Consider the following 21,544-nt stretch of genomic DNA (forward strand, 5'->3'; position numbering starts at 1 on the left):
CAATGTCTCCTGCCTTCTCTGTTTGGCAAATGAAAAGCTGCTGTGGTTTTTATGTGCAGCTGGAATGCGAACGGTTTATCTCACTGGCTTATCGCCCCCGGTCTTTTGCAGACACGCCTGCAATGCCCCAATTGGTGCTGGGTACTTCAATAATCTGAACCCGCACCGCTTCAATCGGTGCACCCACAGCCTCAACCAAGGCCTGAGTCACCTTCTCAATCACCGCACGTTTTTGCTCTTCCGTGCGCCCTTCAATCAAATTGATTTGTGCAAATGGCATGCTGTTCGCCCTCACTCAAAACGCAGGCCGACCTGGCCCAAACCCTGCACATGCAAGGTGACGTTGTCGCCAGCTTCCACGGCCACGGCCTCGGTAATGCCACCCGATAAAATCAGCGACCCTGCCGGCACAAACTGATCGCGCTTGGCCAGTTCATTGGCTAGCATCGCAATGGCTGCTGCCGGGTGACCCACCACTGCGGCACCTGCACCAAAAGCCACGGGCACACCATTTTTTTCCAACACAATGCCAGTGGTTTTCAAGTCCATGCCGTCGACTGGTTTCATGGTGCCGCCCACCACAAAACGTGCAGCGGACGTGTTGTCTGCAATCACGCTTTTCAAATCAAATTTGAAATCGCGGTAACGTGAATCGATCACTTCAATGGCTGGCATCACAAAGTCAGTGGCCGCCAGCACAGTGGCAATGTTGCAACCTGGGCCACGCAAATCAGCTTTGGTAACAAAGGCAATTTCAGGCTCCACCTTTGGGTGAATCAACTCGCTCACCTTCACGGCCGAACCTTCCGGCACGCTGAAGTAATCAGCCAGAAACCCGAATACCGGTGTATCCACACCCATTTGCTTCATCTTCGAGTGCGAGGTCAAACCGGCTTTCAGACCCACAATGCGCACGCCACGGCGTTCTTTGCGGGCACGAATTTCATCCTGAATGGCATAGGCGTCGTCCCAATCCATGTCGGGGTGGTCATCGGTAATCTTCACCACATCGCGCGTATTCAGTTCTGCGCTTTCCAGGTGCTCCGCCAGTGCAGAGATGGTTTTCTTATCCAGTTTCATGCAACGCTCCTTGCACGGGCCATTGTCATGGCCGTGTCTTCAATCATGTCTTCCTGACCGCCCACCATGCCGCGTCGCCCAAGCTCAACCAAAATTTCACGGGCGCTGATGCCATACTTTTTCTCGGCTCGCTTGGCAAATAACAGGAAGCTTGAATACACACCGGCGTAACCCAAAGTCATAGAGTCACGATCAATTCGAATGGGGTGATCCATGATCGGTACCACCAGGTCCTCTGCCACATCGGAAATCTTGAATACATCCACACCCGTCTTGATGCCCATGCGTTCACACACCGCCACCAGCACTTCCATCGGTGTGTTACCTGCCCCCGCACCCAAACCGGCTGCGGCTGCATCAATACGGCGAGCGCCGCCACGAATGGCTTCGATGGAGTTTGAAACGCCCATCGACAGGTTGTGGTGACCATGAAAACCAATTTCGGTATCGGGCTTCAGTGCATCGCGCACTGCGCTGATTTTTTCGTACACCTCTTCGGGCAGCATGTAGCCAGCAGAGTCGGTGACATAAATGCAGTTGGCACCGTAGCCTTCCATCAATTTGGCTTGCTCAATCAACTTCTCTGCACTGGCCATGTGGGCCATCATCAGGAAACCCACGGTGTCCATTTCAAGCTTGCGGGCATAAGTGATGTGCTGCTCGCTCACATCGGCCTCGGTACAGTGCGTAGCAACACGGATGGTGTAAACACCCAGGTCTTTCGCCATTTTCAAATGATCCACAGTACCAATACCAGGCAACAACAAGGCAGACACCTTGGCCTGCCTCATGGCGGGAATCACTGTGCTCAAATACTCTTCATCACTGTGCGCCGGAAAACCATAGTTCACAGATGAACCACCGAGACCATCACCATGGGTCACTTCAATTAGTGGCACACCTGCCTCGTCCAGCCCCTTTGAAATGCTCAGCATTTGTTCCAGGCTCATCAAGTGGCGCTTGGGGTGCATGCCATCGCGAAGCGTCATGTCATGCAGTTTGATTTCAATTCCTTTCAAGCTCATGGGGTTCTCCTTAGGCGCTCACGGTGGGTTCAAGGGTCAGCTTGCCGCTGAGAATTTCCTCGGCAAACATTTCAGCCGTGCGGGCTGCCGCAGCCGTCATGATGTCGAGGTTACCGGCGTACTTCGGCAGGTAGTCACCCAGGCCTTCCACTTGCATGAACACCGACACACGGTTGCCATCAAACACAGGACCATTCACCAGCGTGTAACCAGGCACGTACTTCTGTACTTCCTTGATCATGTCGTGAACCGACTGGGTAATTGCTTCCTGATCAGGTGTACCTTCCACCAGGCAATGCACGGTGTCGCGCATGATCAAAGGTGGCTCAGCCGGGTTGATGATGATAATGGCTTTGCCTTTTTTTGCTCCGCCCACTTTTTCAACAGCACCAGCTGTGGTGCGGGTAAATTCATCAATGTTTTTGCGGGTACCGGGGCCTACTGATTTCGAGGACACCGTGGCCACAATTTCGCCGTAGCTGACCGGTTGAACACGCGACACGGCATAAACCATGGGAATGGTCGCCTGACCACCGCAAGTCACCATGTTCACATTCATCTCGCGCTTGCCAACATGCTCCCTCAGGTTCACAGGAGGCACGCAAAAAGGCCCAACTGCTGCGGGTGTCAGGTCGATCATCAACACACCCAGTTCGTTCAGCTTGCGACTGTTCTCTGCGTGCACATAAGCACTGGTGGCATCGAATGCAATTTGCACACCATCGGCTTCCACATGGGGCAGCAAACCATCCACACCCTCAGCGGTTGTTTTAATACCCATCTCGCGCGCACGCTTCAGGCCATCTGATTCGGGATCGATACCGACCATCCACACAGGCTCGAGCACCGCACTGCGTTTCAGTTTCATCAAGAGATCGGTGCCAATATTGCCGGGACCAATCAGTGCGCATTTGATCTTTTTCATCATCGAATTCCTTTTGCCTTTTGCGTTGTAACTTACGCGAAGCGAACAGAGCAGTTGCCAATGCCGCCAATCGACATGTGCAGCGAATCGCCTGCCTTCACGGGAATCAGTGCTGCCAGAGAACCTGACAAAATAATTTCACCTGCCTTCAGACCAATGCCCAAACGGCCCAGCGTATTGGTCAGCCAAACAATCGCGTTCACTGGGTGCCCAAGTGCAGCAGCGCCCGCACCGGTACCCACAATGTCGCCATTCTTTTGCAGCACCATGCCGCAGGTGAACAGGTCTACTTTGCGCGGGTCGACCACACGGTCACCCAACACAATTGCACCGCAAGAGGCGTTGTCGGCCACGGTGTCTTGAATCTTGATTTTCCAATCGGCGATGCGTGAGTCCACAATTTCGAAACAGGCCATCACGCCTTCTGTGGCAGCCAGCACATCGGCGGCGGTTACACCAGGGCCCATCAAATCGCGTTTCATCAAAAATGCAATTTCACCTTCTGCACGCGGTTGAATCAGGCTGGCCGCTTCAATGGCTTCGCCCTCGTTGTACACCATGCCATTGAGCAGGTAGCCAAAGTCGGGTTGGTGCACATTCAGCATGTTCATCACGGCCGCACTGGTCACGCCAATTTTCTTCCCGATAACGTGCTCGCCGTTGTCCAAGCGTCGCGCAATCATCCTCTGTTGAATGTGATAGGCGTCTTCAATCGTGATATCGAAATCACGGCTGGTCAGCGGTGCAATCGTGTGCCGTTGGGTCAATGCGTTGTAAAGTTCATCGCCCAAGTCGCGAATTTGAGTAGCGTCCATTTGCTTTAAGCCTCTTGCAGGAAGTCAGTCACCAAGCGCTCAAAGCGCGCAGCGTGTTCAATCTGGGTCCAGTGACCGCACTTGCCGTAAACATGCAGTTGCGAATCCACAATCATTTCGTGCAAACACAGCGAAGTGCTCAATGGAATGACCTGATCATCCCGGCCATGCACAATCAATGTGCTTTTATTCAGCGCTCGAATATCGCTTTCATGGCTGGCCATGGCATCTACCCAGCGCTGTCGTGGCGCGGGGAACATGGCTGAAAAACTTTCCTGAAAACCGGGGCGAATGCTGGCCTGAAAACGCAACTGAGCCAGCTCATCGTTCACAAGGCCACGGTCGTAGGCGAAGTAATCCATAATGCGACGCATGTTCTCGAATGACGGCTGGTAACCCCACACGGCATCCAGTCCCTCAGTAATCGGGAATGGCACGCCTACACTGCCCATCAACACCAGCTTGCGAACACGACTGGGGTGGCGAATCGCCAGCGCCAGCGCTACAGCGCCACCAAACGAGTTACCAATCAAATCGGTTTGTTCAATGTTCAGCGCGTCCATCACACCAATGGCGTGGGCCACCCAGTTGTCCAGGTTGTATTGGTAACCTTGGCGGCGCTCAGTGAAACCGAAGCCCACCATGTCTGGGGCAACAACGCGGAATTGTTTTGCAAAACCGGGTATCACCAAGCGCCAGTTCGCCCAAGCCGAAACACCGGGGCCGGAACCATGAATCAGCATCAGGTTCGTGCCCTGGCCTTGATCGTGATAATTTGTTTGAAGGCCGTTGGCCTGAATGCTCAATCCAATTTCGGGTGAAGCGGGTGCGTTCATCGTGGGCTCCTTACAGCTTCACGCAAATGTTTTTAAGTTCGGTGTAAAACTCCAGCGAGTGCACACCCCCTTCTCGGCCAATACCCGATTGCTTGGCACCACCAAACGGTGTGCGCAAATCGCGCAAGAACCAGCTGTTCACCCAAGCCAAACCCACTTCAATCGAGGCAGCCACACGGTGCGCTTTGGCCAGGCTCTGGGTCCAAACAGCAGTGGAAAGGCCGTACACATTGTTGTTGGCACGCGCCACCACTTCGTCTTCAGAATCAAAGGGGGCAATGTGGCAGCAGGGTCCAAAGATTTCCTCGACACACACCGCCGCATCGTCATCTAAGTCAGTCCAAATGGTGGGCTGCACCCAAGCGCCCTGGTTCAGTTCGCCAGGCATCTCAAATGCACCACCACAAGTCACCACGGTTGCGCCCTGCTCCACCGCCTTTCGGTAATAGCCCAATACTTTGTCGCGGTGTTCCTGTGAAATCACCGGGCCAATGCCAGTGTCTTTATCGTCTGGCAATCCGGGCTTCAAACCCTCCGCGCCCTTCTTCATGGCAGCCACAGATTTGTCGAAAATCGGACGTTCCACATACACACGTTCAGTGCCCAAACACACTTGCCCGCTGTTGGCAAACACCGAGCGCATGGTGCCTTCAATGGCGGCATCAAAATCACAATCTGCAAACACGATTGCGGCATTCTTGCCACCCATTTCAAGGCTCACGGGGCGTGCACCTTGCGCAGCCGCTTTCATGATTGCGGCACCGGTGCGTGTTTCGCCGGTGAAGGTAATTGCATTCACATCGGGGTGGGTAGTCACGAATTCACCCGCGGAATCTGGACCAAAGCCGTGCACCACGTTGTATACGCCAGGAGGGACGCCCACTTTATTCATCACCTCACCCAACAGCGCAGCAGTCTGTGGGGTCTCTTCCGAAGGTTTTACAACCACCGTGTTGCCGCAAGCCAGCGCAGGGCCAACTTTCCAGGTCATCAGCAGCAAAGGGAGATTCCAGGGGCAAATCACGCCCACTACACCCACAGGGCGACGAATGGAATAGTTCAGCGCGCCGCGTCCATCCGGAGTGGCCATTTCAAAGCATTCTGTGGGCACATTCTTGATGGTGTCGGCGAACACCTTGAAGTTGGCCGCCCCGCGGGGAATATCAATGTGACTGGCCAGGCTCACCGGCTTACCGGTGTCGGCCACCTCAGCCTGCAAAAAGTCATCAAATCGACGATTGATTTCATCGGCCACGGCGTACAGCATTTGCACCCGGTCTGCCACCGTCATCTTGCCCCATGGGCCATTCAAAGCAGCTTTGGCAGCGGCCACTGCATCATTGACCTGTGCACGGCTGGCCTCATGGACCTGCGCAATCACCGCGTTGTTCAAGGGCGAATGCTTGGGGAATGTGTTTCCCGTTGCCACAAACTCCCCGTTGATGAAGTTCAGAACTTCTTTCATTGCATTCTTCCTTGCCAATCAATTAAACCATGAACAAACGATAAAACTTATTTTTCTCGACGTCAATATATTTTCTCGAGAATATTATTTTTCATCGACAATATTGATTAACGCCGCAACTCGTCTACAATGGCGAAACGGAAAGAATTTTTTGGGGTGTGTATGAATGAAGTGGTCTCACTGCCGAGCAGCGTCACCAACGGCGAAAGCTTGACCCTGGCCGAAACCGCTTACCGCAAGTTGCGCCACGACATTATTGAAGGCGTGCACAAGCCGGGTACCAAGCTACGGGTAGAACACCTGAAAGACAATTACGACGTGGGCGCAGGCACCCTGCGTGAAGCACTGCAACTGCTACTGAATGATGGTCTGGTGGTGGCGCAAGGGCACCGAGGCTTCACCGTCGCCCCCATGTCGCCTGAGGATTTTCAGGACATTACCCGCACCCGTGTGATGATTGAAACAGAGGCTCTGCGCCAGGCCATCGCCTTGGGCGACGATCAGTGGGAAGCTGTAGTCATGGGTGCATTTCACATGCTAAGCCGCGCAGAATCACGCTTGGGTGAAGAAACAGTTGAAACCCGCAGCGAATGGGAACGCAAAAACCGCCTGTTCCACGACACGCTCATTTCCGCCTGCCCCTCTCGCTGGCTTAAGCAGTTTCAGCATCTGCTGTACATGCAGTCAGAACGTTATCGCAGGCTGATTCTTTCCGAGAAGCCCATTCCCCGCGACGTGCATTCCGAGCACGAGGAAATCTTGAATGCAACTTTGAACCGAAACAGTGAGCTGGCCACGCAAATTCTGGCTGAACACATCAATCGATCCTTGGTCGCAGTACAAAAGCTGCCCAAAGAAAGATTCGGAAAGTAATCAGCTGCTAAGCATTGAATGAATCAATGCTGTTACGGGTGTATCGATCCCCAAGCGTTCAGCACGCCTAAGCACACTGCCACTGATCGCATCTAGCTCCAAAGGGCGGCCCTTTTCAAGGTCTACCAACATCGAAGTTTTGATCGGATCAAACTCACAGATCAACTTGAACATTTCATCCACATCAGACTGGCTCAACACCACATCGTCTGCCCCTGAAACTGCGGCCACCTCTTGCATTGCCGCATAAACCACTTGCCTGTAATGCGGGTGTTTCGTTAAAAAGCCAGTGTCCTTTCGAGTCAAAGCCGACAAGGGATTCACACCATTGTTCACCAACAGTTTTTTCCACAACTCATATCGAATGTCGACGGCCGCCCGGGTGGGAATTCCCGATGCATTGAATGCATCCGCTAGCCTCTTAACTACGCTTTGCAAGCCTACATTTACAACCGAATTTGGCCATGCACCCAATACAATTTGACATAAGCCTTGTGCCTCGACACACCCTGGCGAAACGATATGTGCGCCAATTCTTACAGCCAAACCACCAACTACTCGGTCAACGCCCAATACCTTGCTGAGTACTGCTTCATTCTCGACACCATTTTGCAAAGACAAAACTGGCGTAGCGCCAGCGGCCAGCCAAACTGAATTTGAATCGAGCCAACTCGCCGTGTCCTGCGATTTCAAACACAGTACTAGTACATCAAAATCTTCGCATTGGTACTGGCGTTGCAAGGTGGCTTGATCGACTGCACACACAGGCTGCTTGAATGAAAACTGATCATGCTCAACCTGCAAGCCACGGGTTTTCATCGCTTCAAGGTGACCCCCGCGCGCCGTCAACACCACGGAATTTCCGTCCATGATCAAGCGGGCAGCATAGTAGGCACCTACGCCCCCGGCACCCACAAACAGCAAGCGCAGCGGTTTTTTCTCACCAAGCGATTCCATACACTCTCCTTTGGCATCACCATACTGCAAGTGAAATTCCGCTATACAAACAATCAATTGCTAATCTTCGCATTTTTCGAGCATGGTGAAGAGCATTCGGTAATCCTGCTGGATGTGCTCACTATCTTCGCAGGTGCAATGAGCCCGGCCAAAACACATATCTCAATGAAACCAACGCCAAGTGACGGCAGCAATCCAAATACTTCGACTTTGGTGTTGAAGCAAAAATCAAAGTTTGGCCAATTGCCGATCATTGCCACCCTAAAGGGTTAGTCAATTTGAACTAACGTAGCCGGGCCATTACCGGACAACATTTTCTAAGAACTCTTCGCGATCAAAAAATGGAATTGCGATTTGCTTGCAAACAGAACTTTGGTGTAGACAATAGGAATGGTACCAATTTTTGGATGCCACCATGTCGTCAAACACCGTAAGGGAATGGGTCCCTGACTTTATTATCCGGGCCCCGGGATTTACCTATGATCTTGTTCAGATCGCTGGAAGTGTCGATATCACATCAGGTTTTTTGCAAGAATTGGCAATTGCTCTACACGCTGAAGAATCGATTTGGTTGAACCATTATCTTCAGAACCAAACAAAAGATCCTACGCTTGATATACCAATCGACGCTGAAGGCCAATTGCAGTACATCCTAGGTTGGCTCACCATCGATTGCTACCGAGTGACACTTGACAAATGGGGAAAGAACAATCCGTTTTTTTACAAACTATCGAAGCTTGTCAATGCTTTGCATCAACTTGAGACATTCAAAGATTCGAACTTTTACCAGAATCTCCGCGGAGACACGAAGCTAAAATTTGGGAACGGCGAGACAGTCTCGAGAGGCTCTGCACCTCTCCCTGAGCTAATGAATCAGACTGGTACCAACGTTTGTCGTGGCGTGTATCCACAACTTATTTTATGGTTGATAGAGAGGAGCTATCAAACATACCTACACAGCAACAAAACCACCGTACTCACGCGACAGATGTTCGAGTTGATGAACATCCTTCGAAATTTAAACAGTGCAACGTGGTGCTTCCTAGCAGAACGATTGAAACTTCAAAGATGGGATCACGACTATCTCAAGTTTAGACAAACGGTCATCCATCACATCTTCCACGGAAATTTGGAACCTCAATCTGAAAACTTTCAAAACTCTCAAAGAATTCGATTCCTTGCTCAAAAGCTTGATGAATTCAGAGCGCAGCCGATCATTTTTCTCAGCTCAAACAAGCAACCTACGACACTGATTGATAACTCACACAAGGGGAGAGCCCTTCATTTGCAGCTTGCCATCAAAGAGTTAGAAAGTGCTGAGCTCACCACCAAATACGATGACCTGTCATTGGCGCCAGGATCAGGTAATGAGAAGGTAGCAAGTAAGCAGAACAAGACATTGACACGCGAACAGAAAGTACTCAATCGCCCAAAGAAAATTTCTGATCAAAGCAGAAAATGGCAACGATCGATTGAAGAGTCTGTATGGTCAGCAGCAAACCCTTTTTTCAATAGTGAAATTGAATCATTCATTGATACTTTTGAGCCGAATGCAGATCTCCCCGAACTGATTCAAAACACGCTGGCTCAAGATCAATGTCTTGACCACAACGACTTGGAAATACTTGCGGCTGTCGTTTGGCTACAGATAAAAACTAGCCAGCAACTAGCAAATCTTGCTTACACTAAATCATCTTTTGTTTCAGAAGAGGATTGGCAGTTCAATACCGAATTAACCAAACTCCACCGGTATCGACCACAGTTTGACCCCAGCACTAAGGTATCAGATGACCATCTACCAAATGATGTAGTTACTGTCCAGCAGATCGATCTACCCCACAAAGTCACCAAAACACTTTCGAGCTATCGTCACTTCAAATATCCTGTGCTCGAACTTCTCAATCCACAGAATTCGGAGACGTTATCGCAGAAGCAAATTGGACGCAGCAGAACATCAACAGATAGCGAAATAATTACCTCATCAAGAGTTCTTGATCAACTAATTTACTCTCTGAAGTTGCTGAATAAACTACTTCACATCGACCATTTCAATTGGCCATGTCATTGTCTACGGATCCTACATAACAAAAAAACCCGGAACCTGACGGAAGGGCAGCTCTTACATTTACGACCAAATGAACTTCGGGATGCGAGCACAGCCTACTATCGCAAAAGCACCAAAGGAGATGTCAATATCGCGGGATCAATATACTGCTTAGGCTTACCGCAATCAAAAGAGCAAATGCATTTAATCTGTAACTCGATCATTCAGAAAACAGAAAGCCAAGATCTTTATGAATTTTGGAATTCGGTGACAGATCTTGCGCTTCTACATTTGAGTCTCGCAACAGCACCGAGACCACTGTTAGACCCATTCGCAGAAACTGCTAATTTTGACTTAAAAAATGGTCTTTTGATTTTGAATGACAAAGACCTTGATAGCCGAAATGCGACTAGGATCGTCCCGCTATGCGAAGAAATCACAAGTTGGCTAAAAGATGTTTACTTCCCTCTGCTAAGGGAGCTGTCAGGTCGAACCGAGTGTAAAAAACTGGCCGCAATGTTAGAGACACTCAGTGATCCAAACAGTACAAGAAAACAAAGAATTCCGTTGTTCTTCCATCTAGCCACCGACGGCATTAAACATATCGGCGAAAACTGGATCTTTAAATATACACAAAATAAAAACCTAGTTAGCAATATTTGCAGACATTTGGCATCTAGCTACCTCGAGCTACAAGACAGAGAACTAATCGACCAATTACTTGGGCACCAACACCTTAAAGTTCCAATCCACGGTTCTAGCAGTACCAGAGTAAGACAAAAAGATCTCGACGCGATCCGTGTGGGGACAACGGCGCACTTAAAACAGTTTTTTCCACACAATCTCCCTAAGGTTCAACTACCGGCGGGAGCACACTTCAGCGGAAGAAAATATCCGAAATCTTTTGGCGAAGAAAAACGTCGAACAGATCGCCTGACAAAGTTTGGTCGACTCAAAAAACAAGTTCAATCGTTCGCCAATGAGATCAACAAACTTTCGCGAGATCAACGCACCAAAGCAGCCCAGGAAATACTTGCAATAATTAAGTCAAAAGAAAAGTATAAAGACTCTTTCAAAGCATTGGTCTCCCACTTTTGCCAATCCATTGAAGAAGTGGATTTAAGCGAATATGAATATAAACCATGGGAGGGCTTTGAGGAACGAAATCCGATTGATACCCGATGGCTGAAAAATCTTAACAAAAGACAAGCCTTCGATGACGAACTGATCCAGTTACTCAACGATCATGAACAATTAAAATCCGTGACGGACTTAAATCTTCTCTTTTCATTATCCTTGGTCGTGCTCAACGGCATCACTGATTTGACAATCCTTAAAAGAACCCTCGAGGAAGATTACCAACACTTAAGTTTTGATGACGAAGTACACATTGAGTACTCCTACGAAGATGCCGACCCAAATTTTGCAGTCACTCGACGTCATCGAATCACTAAGATCTCCGTGGATATCCTGAGACGTCTGAAAAATGGTAGGGGGCGTCTAAAAAGAATAAGCGCGTTAAACCAGAGGCCCAGCGATGGATTGAAAGATCGGCTTAGGAAAATTGGACTCGAAGAAAAGCACTCATTTTCGATCATCGAAAAAATGGTCGAACTTGAAACAGCACTTCAAATTTACCAACTCCCCACTCCGATGACGCAAATGGCCAGTGGAGAAATCCAGCACCGGTCAATGGATCGAGCGAGCCTTGTCTCGTTCAGGAAAAGCATCAGAATTTCTTGTATTACAGAAGGTTTGATCCCCCTAGTTCCAACAGAACGTGCAACAAAGCGCCTAGATCAATCCATTAATCGATTATTTGAAATAGCTACGACTTACACAGACCAGCCAAATGAAGTTCTCATACATCTTGAACAACTAAAACCCACCCAAGCTGCATCTCTCGCTTTGAAAGAGTACCTCATCGATCTTTTTAGTAGAACCCACCTCGGTCGTCCTCTGGCAGTGAGTACCAAATCCAAGTACATATCAAAACTACGACATTTCCTCACGGCAACCGATGTCCTCTATCTCATAGCAGCTGGGGATGCCGATGCGATCAACGAAGAAATTCTTGATTTCCTAGAGGCATTGGGTAGAAAAAATGATGAGGCTAGCGAGTACGCTCGCCATATCTATTCGTTTTTCAATACGAGACCACTTCTTTCACTTGCCTCACAAATTTATGTTCCCTACATTCAAAAACAGTTCAGACCAAGGGTCACGGTTTACACCTCAGAAGAAATAAATTTACTTGCAAGAAGGCTCGCCAATGGTTCTAACTTGCAAGCGCTTGACTTACTTGAGTTGATTGCGGAATGGGGCGTTAGGACTCTGGAAACGAGCCTAATTAAATGCAGTCGAGCTTACATCGATAAAAAGGATAACATTCGAATTTATCTACGTGGCAATTCAAGTCATCGACTCAAAACTAGCGGGAGCAATCGAATAATTCTGCCCCTCGATGTTTGTGACGAGCTCTTGAAAAAATCGTTGATTCAACAGCTATCAACGAAGAAGACACTCAACAATGATTCGTTCTTGATAGATGCATCCATAAACGAATCTCTTCAAACTTTAAGCAGATCATTAAACAAATATATCGGCAGAGGGCAAATTTACTGCCTGCGTCATTTTTTTGCAGACCAACTGTTCACACCGATACTGCGCCAAGCTCTCGGACTCGACTCACCTGAAGCAGCCGCTCGACTAGCTAAACTAAACGGTGCTCCGCAAGACTCTTTCACATTGTATTTTGCAGGCCGGTTGCTTGGGCATACATCGCCCAAAACATCACTTAGCCATTACTACCACCGTGGGTTTGAACTGCTTGATGAGTTTTATGCAAAAAGCCGGGGGCTTAAAACCAAATTTCAAGAGGCTGCAATATTCTTCCCCCCCATTCTTGACGACACGGAAAAACTGACAATCTTGCCCAAAACCTCGTCTCCTGGTGTCTTTCAAGAAAATGCTTATCGTGTCTGCGCACAACTCATCGAAGATCTTGCAGCAGACCAAGTTACTTCAAATAAATACAACTTTCTAGCTGGCCATCAGGAAGTAATTAGAACGCTTGAATACATTCATTCTTTGCCCACGGAACTGCAAATCGCACTCAAGGGAAAATCGAGCAATTCTTGTGGGGCAATTATTCATCTCAAATACCTCGACCAACTGAAGAAACGCCCCCGCCCCTCAATCGATAGATTGAAATCGATTACAAGGGTTCAACCCCAAGACTACCTTGGAATTTGGACCAGATCACAAACGGTCATGAGCCTACCAGAGACTTTTGAACAAGATATTTCAATCCTCTCGATAATCGTTTCAAGCCTGGGAATCAAAATTTCCGATTTGGGTTTCTACACGCCATTTCAAGATGAATCTTCAAATCTTCATGAAAAATGCCTTGCATTAGGTATGCGCCCGTTATGTACCCCAATCAGACATTTTCATACCAGACGTATCGATGGTCGAAGCCCCCGAAACAACTTTGTGTGCATCAAGGTGCCGTCTGATACCAAGCTTTCTATAGAAGAAAAAGACCGAATGACAGTAACGAACTCAATTCTTTTTGGTGAGGCGAGTGCACTCGCCCTCATGACATCTTTTTGCAACACCTTAATCGGTTTGGAGCCAATATGAACTCTACGAAATTAAATCTGTATCGAATCAAGACACTGCAAAAATTCGTAGATGAAAATGTGGATCTTTCTACAGAGGCGGCACAAAAAGTAACTGACGCCGTCAATAGCGATCAATTCAAACTCATCTCAAATTTGATAAATAAAGCCTCGAAGTCAGATCAACTGAAATATGGCAGATTGATAAACCCGAAATCTCACTTCTTGCCCATCGCGGGAACTGAGGAGATTACTTTGTATCTTTTGATTGACGGACTAACAATTGAACAACTCGATAATTTATCTTTGCTAATTGAACACGCGATGAATTTCAGTGTTTTTTACTTGAACATCGAAAATAAATATCGTTGCAGATCAACTGCTTTTGGCTATGAAACCCCGGTTGAAATCTCGTCTATCGTGCAGGAAGTTACAAAAGAGTACCTAGATTCTCATGTTGGCGAAAATATCAAGTCAAGAAAGTTCACTGGAGTAAGAAATCCTGTTGACTTGGCTCCATGCACAGTGCTGATACGTAAGATTCTTGACGATCAGAATTTAGGTATAACGCAAGGCTTAGTCAACGTAAAAGGAACAGTCAAAAACTTCAATCGCAGTTCGGGACGACTTGAGTTTGAAGATCAACATGGTGAGAAGCATGAAATTCACTTCAACTCCAATTCATTCCTTTCACCTGGACATGAGCTTTACTATCATGACACCGACCCGTCTCATAAACATCAAATTGATATTTGTTTTCGAGTCGTCGAGTCGAGAAAAGAACTCCTAACACTTGAGATTGAACCTCTTCGAAGTACAGAAAATGCTGTGCAATTCCAATCCCCCTGATTTTAAAGGCGATCGTTCCAGTGAAGGCGTTTCGCAGCGGCTTAAAAATGGGACGACGGTTTACCGATGAAAAACTAGGTAGATCAGCTTACTCGGCCTAAAGACTAATACTCCAGGCCGCTTTAAGTCTTTTTATAGTGTGATCCCACTTCGGCGTGCGAGGTCTGGCAACTGAGTTTTGATTACCAAAAAGTCCTACCTCATTCGCTGCTTGATGTTGCGCTACTTTGTGAAGCCAAGTAACGGGTACAAAGTATTCAGCTTCATCCTCGCCAAAGTCTGAAGCTCGAGGGTACTCCCCTTTTAGATCTAGCGCAGCAGTAATGAATTCATCTGCGATGATGGCGTGACCTGTAACTTTGGCCACACCTACATACCCCGACCCGGGAATATTCACCCAAACACGATCACCAGGCTTAAGCATGAACAGCGTCTTGCTATACCAGCGTCCACCGCCCGCAGAGATGAAGCCATGGTTGACGGCATCATCCCAGCTTCTTCCTCCAGGTCCAGCGCCAAAGCTTGCGTAAAACTCTCCATTCCACTCACCTTTTTGGCGGGTGTTAACCGCATGTTCTTCTGTTTCAACAGGATCGATCATCCACGAACGGCTTAGGTATTGATTCTCTCCATCCCGGAAAACAGAGAAAAAAACTGCGTTGACTGCCACACTGGCTTTGTCGTTCAGGTAATTGATAATTCGCTCAGTGCTTGCATCCAATTCGGCGGCAACAATTACCATTTGATGAGAACTGTTAATCTCCTCTTCAGCAGGCGAGGCTCCAAACCTTACTTTGAACGCTTCATCAAAACTCTTCACGCTCAAGGCATGTTTTTCAGCAAACTCTGAATAAATCTGTACAAACTTCTCAGATGGTAGATGTTCAATCCAAGCGGCATAGTCAATCGTTTGCGCTACAACATCTCTTGGAGTCTTGTGCTTTTTCAACTCGATAATGATGATTGAACCTGCTGCATCGATAGCGAGTAGGTCAATGTACTTGCCGAAATCGGTATACACCTGGCGACCGATCAACATCCAACCACTGTTAAGAATGGAAATGTCGCGGACGATCTGCTCTTCCAGCAGTGCCTCACTGTCTAACCTAATCGCAACCAAAGGCTGGGGTTTCTCGCCAATTTTCCAGATCCCGTGTTGAACAGCCATAAATTCGCTCCGCCTAGCCTTTCGCCTCTGAAACCACGCGATAGCAGTTCGCCTCAACAAACTGCCTCCACTTTTTTTGATATATACCCGGCTTCATCAAAATCGCTTCATCAGTATGTGATGGATCGTTTGACAAACTAACACCATGCCCCGTCATTACACCTCCAAGCTCCGTCAGAATACAGCGATTGTGAAAAACATCCCCATCTTCTACTTCTGTTAACTCAAACACCTCAAGCTTTAGATTCGGTATATCTGTTTTTAAATCATTTAATAGTCGATGCCTTACGTATTCCGCCTTTGGGCTTCCGTTACCTGCACCGCTACCGTGCTTTTCTTTGTAAAACAGCGTCACCGAGGGAAAGCCCCCAGAAACTCGATTCCTCTTAATAGCCAGAAGCATGAGACGAATGAATCTGATTGCACTATCAGTCCATCCAAAAGGGTCAACAATTACAATTTTAGAATTTGCCAAACGAACCAAATTCAGAAAAGCAGTAATCAATCCTTCATTGGTACGGGGCACATTAATTTGGTCTGGGTGACTCCAAATACTGTTCTGATCGTAGATAGCCGTCGGCTTAACACTATTCCCAGTCAGGCCATCAGTCGAAGTAAGAATCACACCGAAAGGTACCCTGCTGTTTTCAAGAGCTGCAGTCTCTGCCCAATCTGTCGGACTATTTTCCAAGACATCCCTAACAATGACACTTTCAACAATCTTTTGAACCATTTCTGTATAGCGCTGCGCGCTCAATGGTTGCGCCTCATTTGGACTGAACTGCATCAGGTAACTTCGAAGCTTTGATGCCTTCCGTCTTGGAAAACTACTAATGATCCGAGGAGTGCCTAAACCATACTCTCTGATAAATTCCGCATAGTCTCGATGATTCGACGCCCATGAATTCAACACATCAGGGTCAAGCGCATATTCGTGAATCATTACAAAAGCTCCTCACGGCGCTCCACAAAAAAACCCTGAGGCCAACGATCGATAAATTCACCATCCTCATCTACGCGAATACGTTTAGTAACAACACCATTCTCACCGGGCTCCAAATACACGATCGAAACATCCTCCTCTTGAATGGGAGGATAATTTTGTGGGAGTTCACGGTCAGTGGTTTGCCGTATCCGCTTTAAAAGGCGAAGAATAATATGTTCACTGTGAGTTTCGATCAAAAATGAATGTTTTTGCTTACTCTGAAGAAAGAGATCCGCAAGCTCAACCTGGAAACGCGGATGGATGTGTAGCTCTGGCTGCTCAATACTAATGAAAGTAAGTTCATCATAGTTAGCAGCAGCAAGTATGGGTAACACTTGCGAGATGCCCGTTCCTAACTGATTCGCGGAAAGAGTTATATTGCTACGCAGCTCTCTAAAGAAAACATGGCGCTTGTTGAACAATCCAGTGCTCTCCTCGAAGTTATCTGCATTCAACATTTCAGCGATCGACTGATTAATGATTTCATAGCCTGCATCAAGCTTATCGGTAGATGCGAACCAATCACTTGTATTCTTAATCAGCTTTTTAGTGGACTCGTCCGCACGTGGATCTTTGTATAACAAATCCCATCCAGCGGAGCCATCTACCCAGTCCTTCTGCTCAGGATGAGGATTTGGTATGTAGCCATCATCTGGCACAACTCGAAGCGGGCCGATCTGAATACTTTTATTGAGATACTCCAAAAGTTTGTCTAAGGGCAATACAAAAGCCTGACTTAACACCTCTTGAGCAACCAAAAAATTAAAGTGCTCATCTAGCTCGTCAAAATCTTGCCCCACTAAGTTGGTCCGAACAGGGATGCCAAGCAAGGGAACTGCACCACTTCGGCAAACCAAGGCGATGGGTGCAATACGATTTACAAAGTCTTCGCCCGATGCTTCCTTATCGGATACTGCCGCCGTAGATGGGGGGTTTGGATTTAATTGATTCAGAACCTGCTCAAACTCTGTATGGTACTCACCTGCTTCCAGAGGCTCTCTTTCATCAGCTTCGCCGTATTGGCTGTCTAGCCAATCTTCATTGTTGCAGGGGACAAGTAAGGGGTGCAGCGTATTTAGTTCCTGAACCAGGGTATTTTTCATATCTTCGGACGAATGTACGCAGCCAACATAAATACCATTCACCCAAACTCGATAATCCTTCACGTAAGCCCGCTTGAAACGTTCTGACCAAGCTATTTCAAACTCTACCGCCCCAGTCTCTAAGCTACCCCCAAAGTCCTTCATCAAAACGTAGTTAACGTTTTGAATATGGCGCGCAATTTCCTCAACATTCATACCGTAGTGGACAAACGGCGTTTTTCCAGAAGAATAATCCAGACGAATGCGAATGATTTTTTTTAGGTCCTGAGCATTGACCAGTGAACGGAATCCACCAACACTTTTTGCACCGAGAGCATCCAGCTTTTGTGGATCACAATGCCCCTTTTTCAATATTTGCTGCACATAAGCAAGCGCCATCAAGACTGAGCTTTTACCAACGCTGTTAGGCCCAAACAAAAGTGTTACTGGCGCGACATCAATTGATTGTGTGTCTTTAAACGAACGGAAGTTTGTAAGGGAAATTCGAGTGATTCTCATAGCTTCGTAAAGACCTATTTTGAGCCAATGACAGCCAAATCCGCCATGGTTGTTTTCTTTATAAAAAGCGCGGTACTTCCAAGTAACTTGAGACCTTCATCATTAATTTTGTCTACTTTCATTCCTGGCTGGATAATCTCAACAGCAAACCGAATGGGTTTAGTTCTAGAGCGCTCCTTGATGGCAGCCAAATCTTTTATCGTGCCTTTAAGGAAACGAGAATGTCCAAGCGATCGCCAAACTTGCTCTCGATTCTTGATGTGGTAATACAAATGGGTGAGATTGAGATGCTTCCACCTAATACAACGTTGAGCCTGCCCGCACACCTCATACAAGTCTTGAAGTCTCGCACCTGGTTCGTCCGACTCCGAGTACTTACAATGAATCATCGCCAGTAAGATATGGTCATCAGTGACTCTCAATCCAACCAGATCCGCAGATTCACCCTTGCCGTCATCGTTAATTATCACATCGTAATCATTCTGTATTTCACTGAACCAACGCCATTGAATAGAAGTCTGGTCGCGCTCGTACCCCATCGACTCATTGCGTATATTGGTGCCCTGCCAGTCAAATGAAACTATCTCTCCTCTGTCGTAGAGACCAATCGTTTGACTCACATAAACAATATGAGCATTGTAAGAAAAAGCCCCATCAGCGTAATAGATCATCACGGGATCAATTTCCATGTAGTCTGACAGTGTCATAGGATCAGCTTCGCCACGCTTTATAAACACCTCAGGCCCAGAAATTAGCTCGTAGGCATAGCCTTTGGGAGAGGAACTGCCTAAAAGGGAAAGTCTATATTCAGCTTCCCATCCATCCGTGGAAAAGACGAGTCGCACACTGCCATCGTCAAAGTTACCTGCGGCTTTAACATCGACAAGATATAAATGAAATGGCACGGATCCAAAATAGAAATCAACTTTGTCCTCAAACGCAGTCAGTAAATTCTCGCCCCATTGAACTGATATCGGATACGCTGAATGCGGCTCCGTAAGCGCTACAGGCCGTAAGAAGTTACGCGTCAAATTATTTGGATCAGGCTCTGAGTCAAAAATCTTGTCCCAAGCTCGCTTAACCCAGTCGCACCAGTCAGTAATACTGCCTCCTTTTTGCGGCGACCAAACTTTACCTTTACGCTGAGAACATCCCCAGATCACACGATTCCCATTTTCATACCCTAGGGCAGCGATATTACTTAAACTGGATTGAGATGCCTCAATGAGGGAAAGTCCATCAGTGACGTTCGGCCCAAAGTATTGGGTGAAGCTAATAGCGCCAATCTGAGATGCGCCAAGATTTCTTGCTAGTGGGTACTCAATGCCATTGAAAATATTAAATACCTTATCACCACTCACAAGTTCGCACTTATCATCACAAATTGCGTTAACAAGTTGCTCAGCACGGAAAGCCTTGTAATCATTGGAAAATACAAAGAGCGCAGATCGCTCAGAGTCCCAGTGTGCGATCAAAATTTTATAATTCGTATCTTTTAGATCCTTGTAACTACCCCACCGAACGGCTGATGCCTGAACGGCCAGTACTACAAGTAAATTCTCCTCATTTGCTATTGCGTACCAATGTTCATCGAATTTAGGTAAATTTTCCGTATACCTTTCGGGTTCCCAATTATCACAGTTGGTTTTGAATAACATCGCGGAACAACTAGGCTCCAGATTCCATAGAGAAATCTGATTATGCAAATCGCCTTTTCCCTTCAATGCTTCAACTATCTCTTGAAGTCTAACTTCCCTAGCAATTCTTCCCTCAGAGAGTCGCCTGAGAACGCTGTCCCAATCAGCCCCTATTGAATAGAGGTGTTGCAACTCTCCCTCGACAGCGGGGTCTGCTACATTCATTACTACAGTCGCGTGTCCAAGATTTTGATCTCGATTGACCCGTGTAAAACGTCCAATAAACTGCAACGTTACCGCCAGGCTTTTGTGATGATCATGAAGCGCTGCAATTTTCAAATTAGGTAGGTCATAACCCTCACCTAACATATCCACACAAACTACAATTTTGGATTGTTTTGCCAGCAAGGCATTTAGCCGGCTTTTTACCTCACCTCCAGAGTGTCCAGAATGGACAACGACAGGAAAAAGATCTGGCGCTAAATTGCAATAGAGCTCGAAAAGAGCCTCCGCACGGTGCTTGTCATCAGCTCTTGCCATAAGCAAATGATCCATACCATTGGCAAGATCGGTACGCAGCTGTTCAATCGCTTTCACTGCAATTGCACTATCCATTTCATTGGCGTAATACTCTTCAACAGGCAACAAGTTGATGCTCGTGAAATAACCCGCTCGTTGCGCCTCTCCCATGGTGTAGTTGTAGATGATCTTTCCACCAAGAGACTTTTTATCATTTCTAAATGGAGTCGCGGTGAATTGGATAACACGCTAGTCTCTGAATCTTTCGCGTATCGCTTGCCAGGAAGTTGCCGATATATGATGTGCTTCATCCACGAAGAGGTCGCTACATTGCTCACAAAGCGCATTAAGGGCTTGTTCCGAACAAGCTGATAAAACACTGGTTGTTGCAATTAATACGTTGGCCGCATTCGCTAACAGACTTGCTTCCTCGGGCGACTGAATTCCCTTTCGAATCACAGCGACATTAGGCAATGCAATATCAGGTGGTACGACGGTGAGTTCTGGTAAATAACCCAGATCAATAAACTTTTTTGATATTTGGGTTCTAAGAGAGTCAGATGGAACGATCAGTAGGATTTTTTCACATTGCTGATACACCATAGTGGCTAGCATTGTTTCCGTTTTTCCCGTTCCGGTGGGTAACACAACAGTAGCTGGCTCTACCTGTAAATCTGTCGAGAAATAACCCGCTATTGCATGAAGAGCACCTAGCTGAGGTTTTCGAAGACCGGGGAAGCCATGTTCTGGATCTTCCTCTTTAAATTGAAATTGATGACGCCAAAGATCGTTAATTTTCTCAGGCTTTGTAGGAAATGCCTGCTCCGGAAATTGTTCCCAACTTAGCTGGATGTCTTCAGGCCAATTTTGCAAGGAGAAATGTTCTTCAGCCTTGAGGGACGGCACTCCCAGCCTGCACTTTCCTCTAGTGTTTGGGTCTTTTAAATAGACAATATCTAAAGGGGGACGCAGCCCGGTCACAAGTTCGAAATACCCCGAGAACTCTGCGACTTTTATTTGAGCCTCTACTTTAGATGCTCTGAACAGAAGTTTTTGAACGAAATTTCCACCAACTTTTCTTGAAGGAGCTGACTTTACGGGCAAAGTAAACTTTATCGTAAGGGGCGCAAATAAGTCCATTT

The 21,544-nt window shown here is 47.3% G+C and carries 17 protein-coding genes; 4 read left to right on the top strand and 13 right to left on the bottom strand.

Annotation, left to right across the window (positions count from 1 at the left end; genetic code table 11):
* Nucleotides 1-88: 88 nt before the first annotated feature.
* From P0D43_RS14895 to P0D43_RS14925, 7 genes are read right to left on the bottom strand one after another with little or no spacing between them, the layout of a single operon-like run.
* Entirely contained in the window at nt 89-280 is a 192-nt protein-coding gene (locus P0D43_RS14895) for a 2-hydroxymuconate tautomerase (RefSeq protein ID WP_105029444.1), read from the bottom strand.
* Nucleotides 281-291: 11 nt separating this feature from the next.
* Entirely contained in the window at nt 292-1,080 is a 789-nt protein-coding gene (dmpH, locus tag P0D43_RS14900; protein ID WP_138517581.1) for a 2-oxo-3-hexenedioate decarboxylase, read from the bottom strand.
* Nucleotides 1,077-2,105: a 4-hydroxy-2-oxovalerate aldolase gene (gene dmpG, locus P0D43_RS14905; protein ID WP_394672833.1), complete on the bottom strand. Its 1,029-nt coding sequence runs from the start codon at nt 2,103-2,105 to the stop codon at nt 1,077-1,079. The genes dmpH and dmpG overlap by 4 nt, the downstream gene beginning before the upstream one ends.
* A 10-nt stretch (nt 2,106-2,115) precedes the next feature.
* Nucleotides 2,116-3,033, bottom strand: a complete 918-nt coding sequence (locus tag P0D43_RS14910; protein ID WP_394672834.1) for an acetaldehyde dehydrogenase (acetylating) — start codon at nt 3,031-3,033, stop codon at nt 2,116-2,118.
* Nucleotides 3,034-3,062: 29 nt separating this feature from the next.
* On the bottom strand, nt 3,063-3,845 hold the full coding sequence (gene dmpE, locus P0D43_RS14915) for a 2-oxopent-4-enoate hydratase (protein WP_138517578.1): 783 nt from the start codon (nt 3,843-3,845) through the stop codon (nt 3,063-3,065).
* Nucleotides 3,846-3,850: 5 nt separating this feature from the next.
* Nucleotides 3,851-4,681 (bottom strand): alpha/beta fold hydrolase, encoded by an 831-nt coding sequence (locus tag P0D43_RS14920; RefSeq protein ID WP_394672835.1) that lies wholly within the window; start codon nt 4,679-4,681, stop codon nt 3,851-3,853.
* A gap of 10 nt (nt 4,682-4,691) precedes the next feature.
* Complete coding sequence (locus P0D43_RS14925) at nt 4,692-6,146, bottom strand: 2-hydroxymuconic semialdehyde dehydrogenase (RefSeq protein ID WP_394672836.1); 1,455 nt, start codon at nt 6,144-6,146, stop codon at nt 4,692-4,694.
* Nucleotides 6,147-6,308: 162 nt separating this feature from the next.
* Between P0D43_RS14925 and P0D43_RS14930 the strand changes: the two genes are divergently transcribed.
* Nucleotides 6,309-7,019 (top strand): GntR family transcriptional regulator, encoded by a 711-nt coding sequence (locus P0D43_RS14930; protein WP_394672837.1) that lies wholly within the window; start codon nt 6,309-6,311, stop codon nt 7,017-7,019.
* On the opposite strand, the gene P0D43_RS14935 is transcribed toward P0D43_RS14930, so the two are convergent.
* Complete coding sequence (locus P0D43_RS14935) at nt 7,020-7,976, bottom strand: ketopantoate reductase family protein (protein WP_394672838.1); 957 nt, start codon at nt 7,974-7,976, stop codon at nt 7,020-7,022.
* Nucleotides 7,977-8,006: 30 nt separating this feature from the next.
* Here P0D43_RS14935 and P0D43_RS14940 point away from each other — a divergent pair, with 30 nt between their 5' ends.
* From P0D43_RS14940 to P0D43_RS14950, 3 genes are all read left to right on the top strand, one after another.
* The gene (locus tag P0D43_RS14940; RefSeq protein ID WP_394672839.1) at nt 8,007-8,249 is read left to right on the top strand and encodes a hypothetical protein; all 243 of its coding nucleotides are present in this window, start codon (nt 8,007-8,009) and stop codon (nt 8,247-8,249) included.
* A gap of 142 nt (nt 8,250-8,391) precedes the next feature.
* Entirely contained in the window at nt 8,392-13,665 is a 5,274-nt protein-coding gene (locus tag P0D43_RS14945; RefSeq protein WP_394672840.1) for a hypothetical protein, read from the top strand.
* Nucleotides 13,662-14,492 carry a hypothetical protein gene (locus P0D43_RS14950; RefSeq protein ID WP_394672841.1) on the top strand — a complete coding sequence of 277 codons (831 nt, stop codon included), beginning with the start codon at nt 13,662-13,664 and terminating at the stop codon, nt 14,490-14,492. The genes P0D43_RS14945 and P0D43_RS14950 overlap by 4 nt, the downstream gene beginning before the upstream one ends.
* 97 nt (nt 14,493-14,589) lie before the next feature.
* Here the strand turns inward: P0D43_RS14950 and P0D43_RS14955 are convergent, their stop codons facing one another.
* The 5 genes from P0D43_RS14955 to P0D43_RS14975 all read right to left on the bottom strand — a co-directional run bounded on the left by P0D43_RS14955 (nt 14,590) and on the right by P0D43_RS14975 (nt 21,542).
* Complete coding sequence (locus tag P0D43_RS14955; protein ID WP_394672842.1) at nt 14,590-15,660, bottom strand: endonuclease NucS domain-containing protein; 1,071 nt, start codon at nt 15,658-15,660, stop codon at nt 14,590-14,592.
* Between the two features lie 13 nt (nt 15,661-15,673).
* Entirely contained in the window at nt 15,674-16,603 is a 930-nt protein-coding gene (locus tag P0D43_RS14960; RefSeq protein WP_394672843.1) for a hypothetical protein, read from the bottom strand.
* Nucleotides 16,603-18,246, bottom strand: a complete 1,644-nt coding sequence (locus tag P0D43_RS14965) for a DUF3696 domain-containing protein (protein WP_394672844.1) — start codon at nt 18,244-18,246, stop codon at nt 16,603-16,605. Before P0D43_RS14965 ends, P0D43_RS14960 begins: the two co-directional genes overlap by 1 nt.
* Before the next feature lie 14 nt (nt 18,247-18,260).
* Nucleotides 18,261-20,531, bottom strand: coding sequence for a DEAD/DEAH box helicase (locus tag P0D43_RS14970; RefSeq protein ID WP_394672845.1), 2,271 nt, complete (start codon nt 20,529-20,531; stop codon nt 18,261-18,263).
* 120 nt (nt 20,532-20,651) lie between these two features.
* On the bottom strand, nt 20,652-21,542 hold the full coding sequence (locus P0D43_RS14975; protein WP_394672846.1) for a DEAD/DEAH box helicase family protein: 891 nt from the start codon (nt 21,540-21,542) through the stop codon (nt 20,652-20,654).
* Nucleotides 21,543-21,544: the final 2 nt, after the last annotated feature.

The sequence above is a fragment of the Limnobacter sp. genome (assembly GCF_043511195.1).
In the GTDB taxonomy this organism is placed as follows: Bacteria; Pseudomonadota; Gammaproteobacteria; order Burkholderiales; family Burkholderiaceae_B; genus Limnobacter.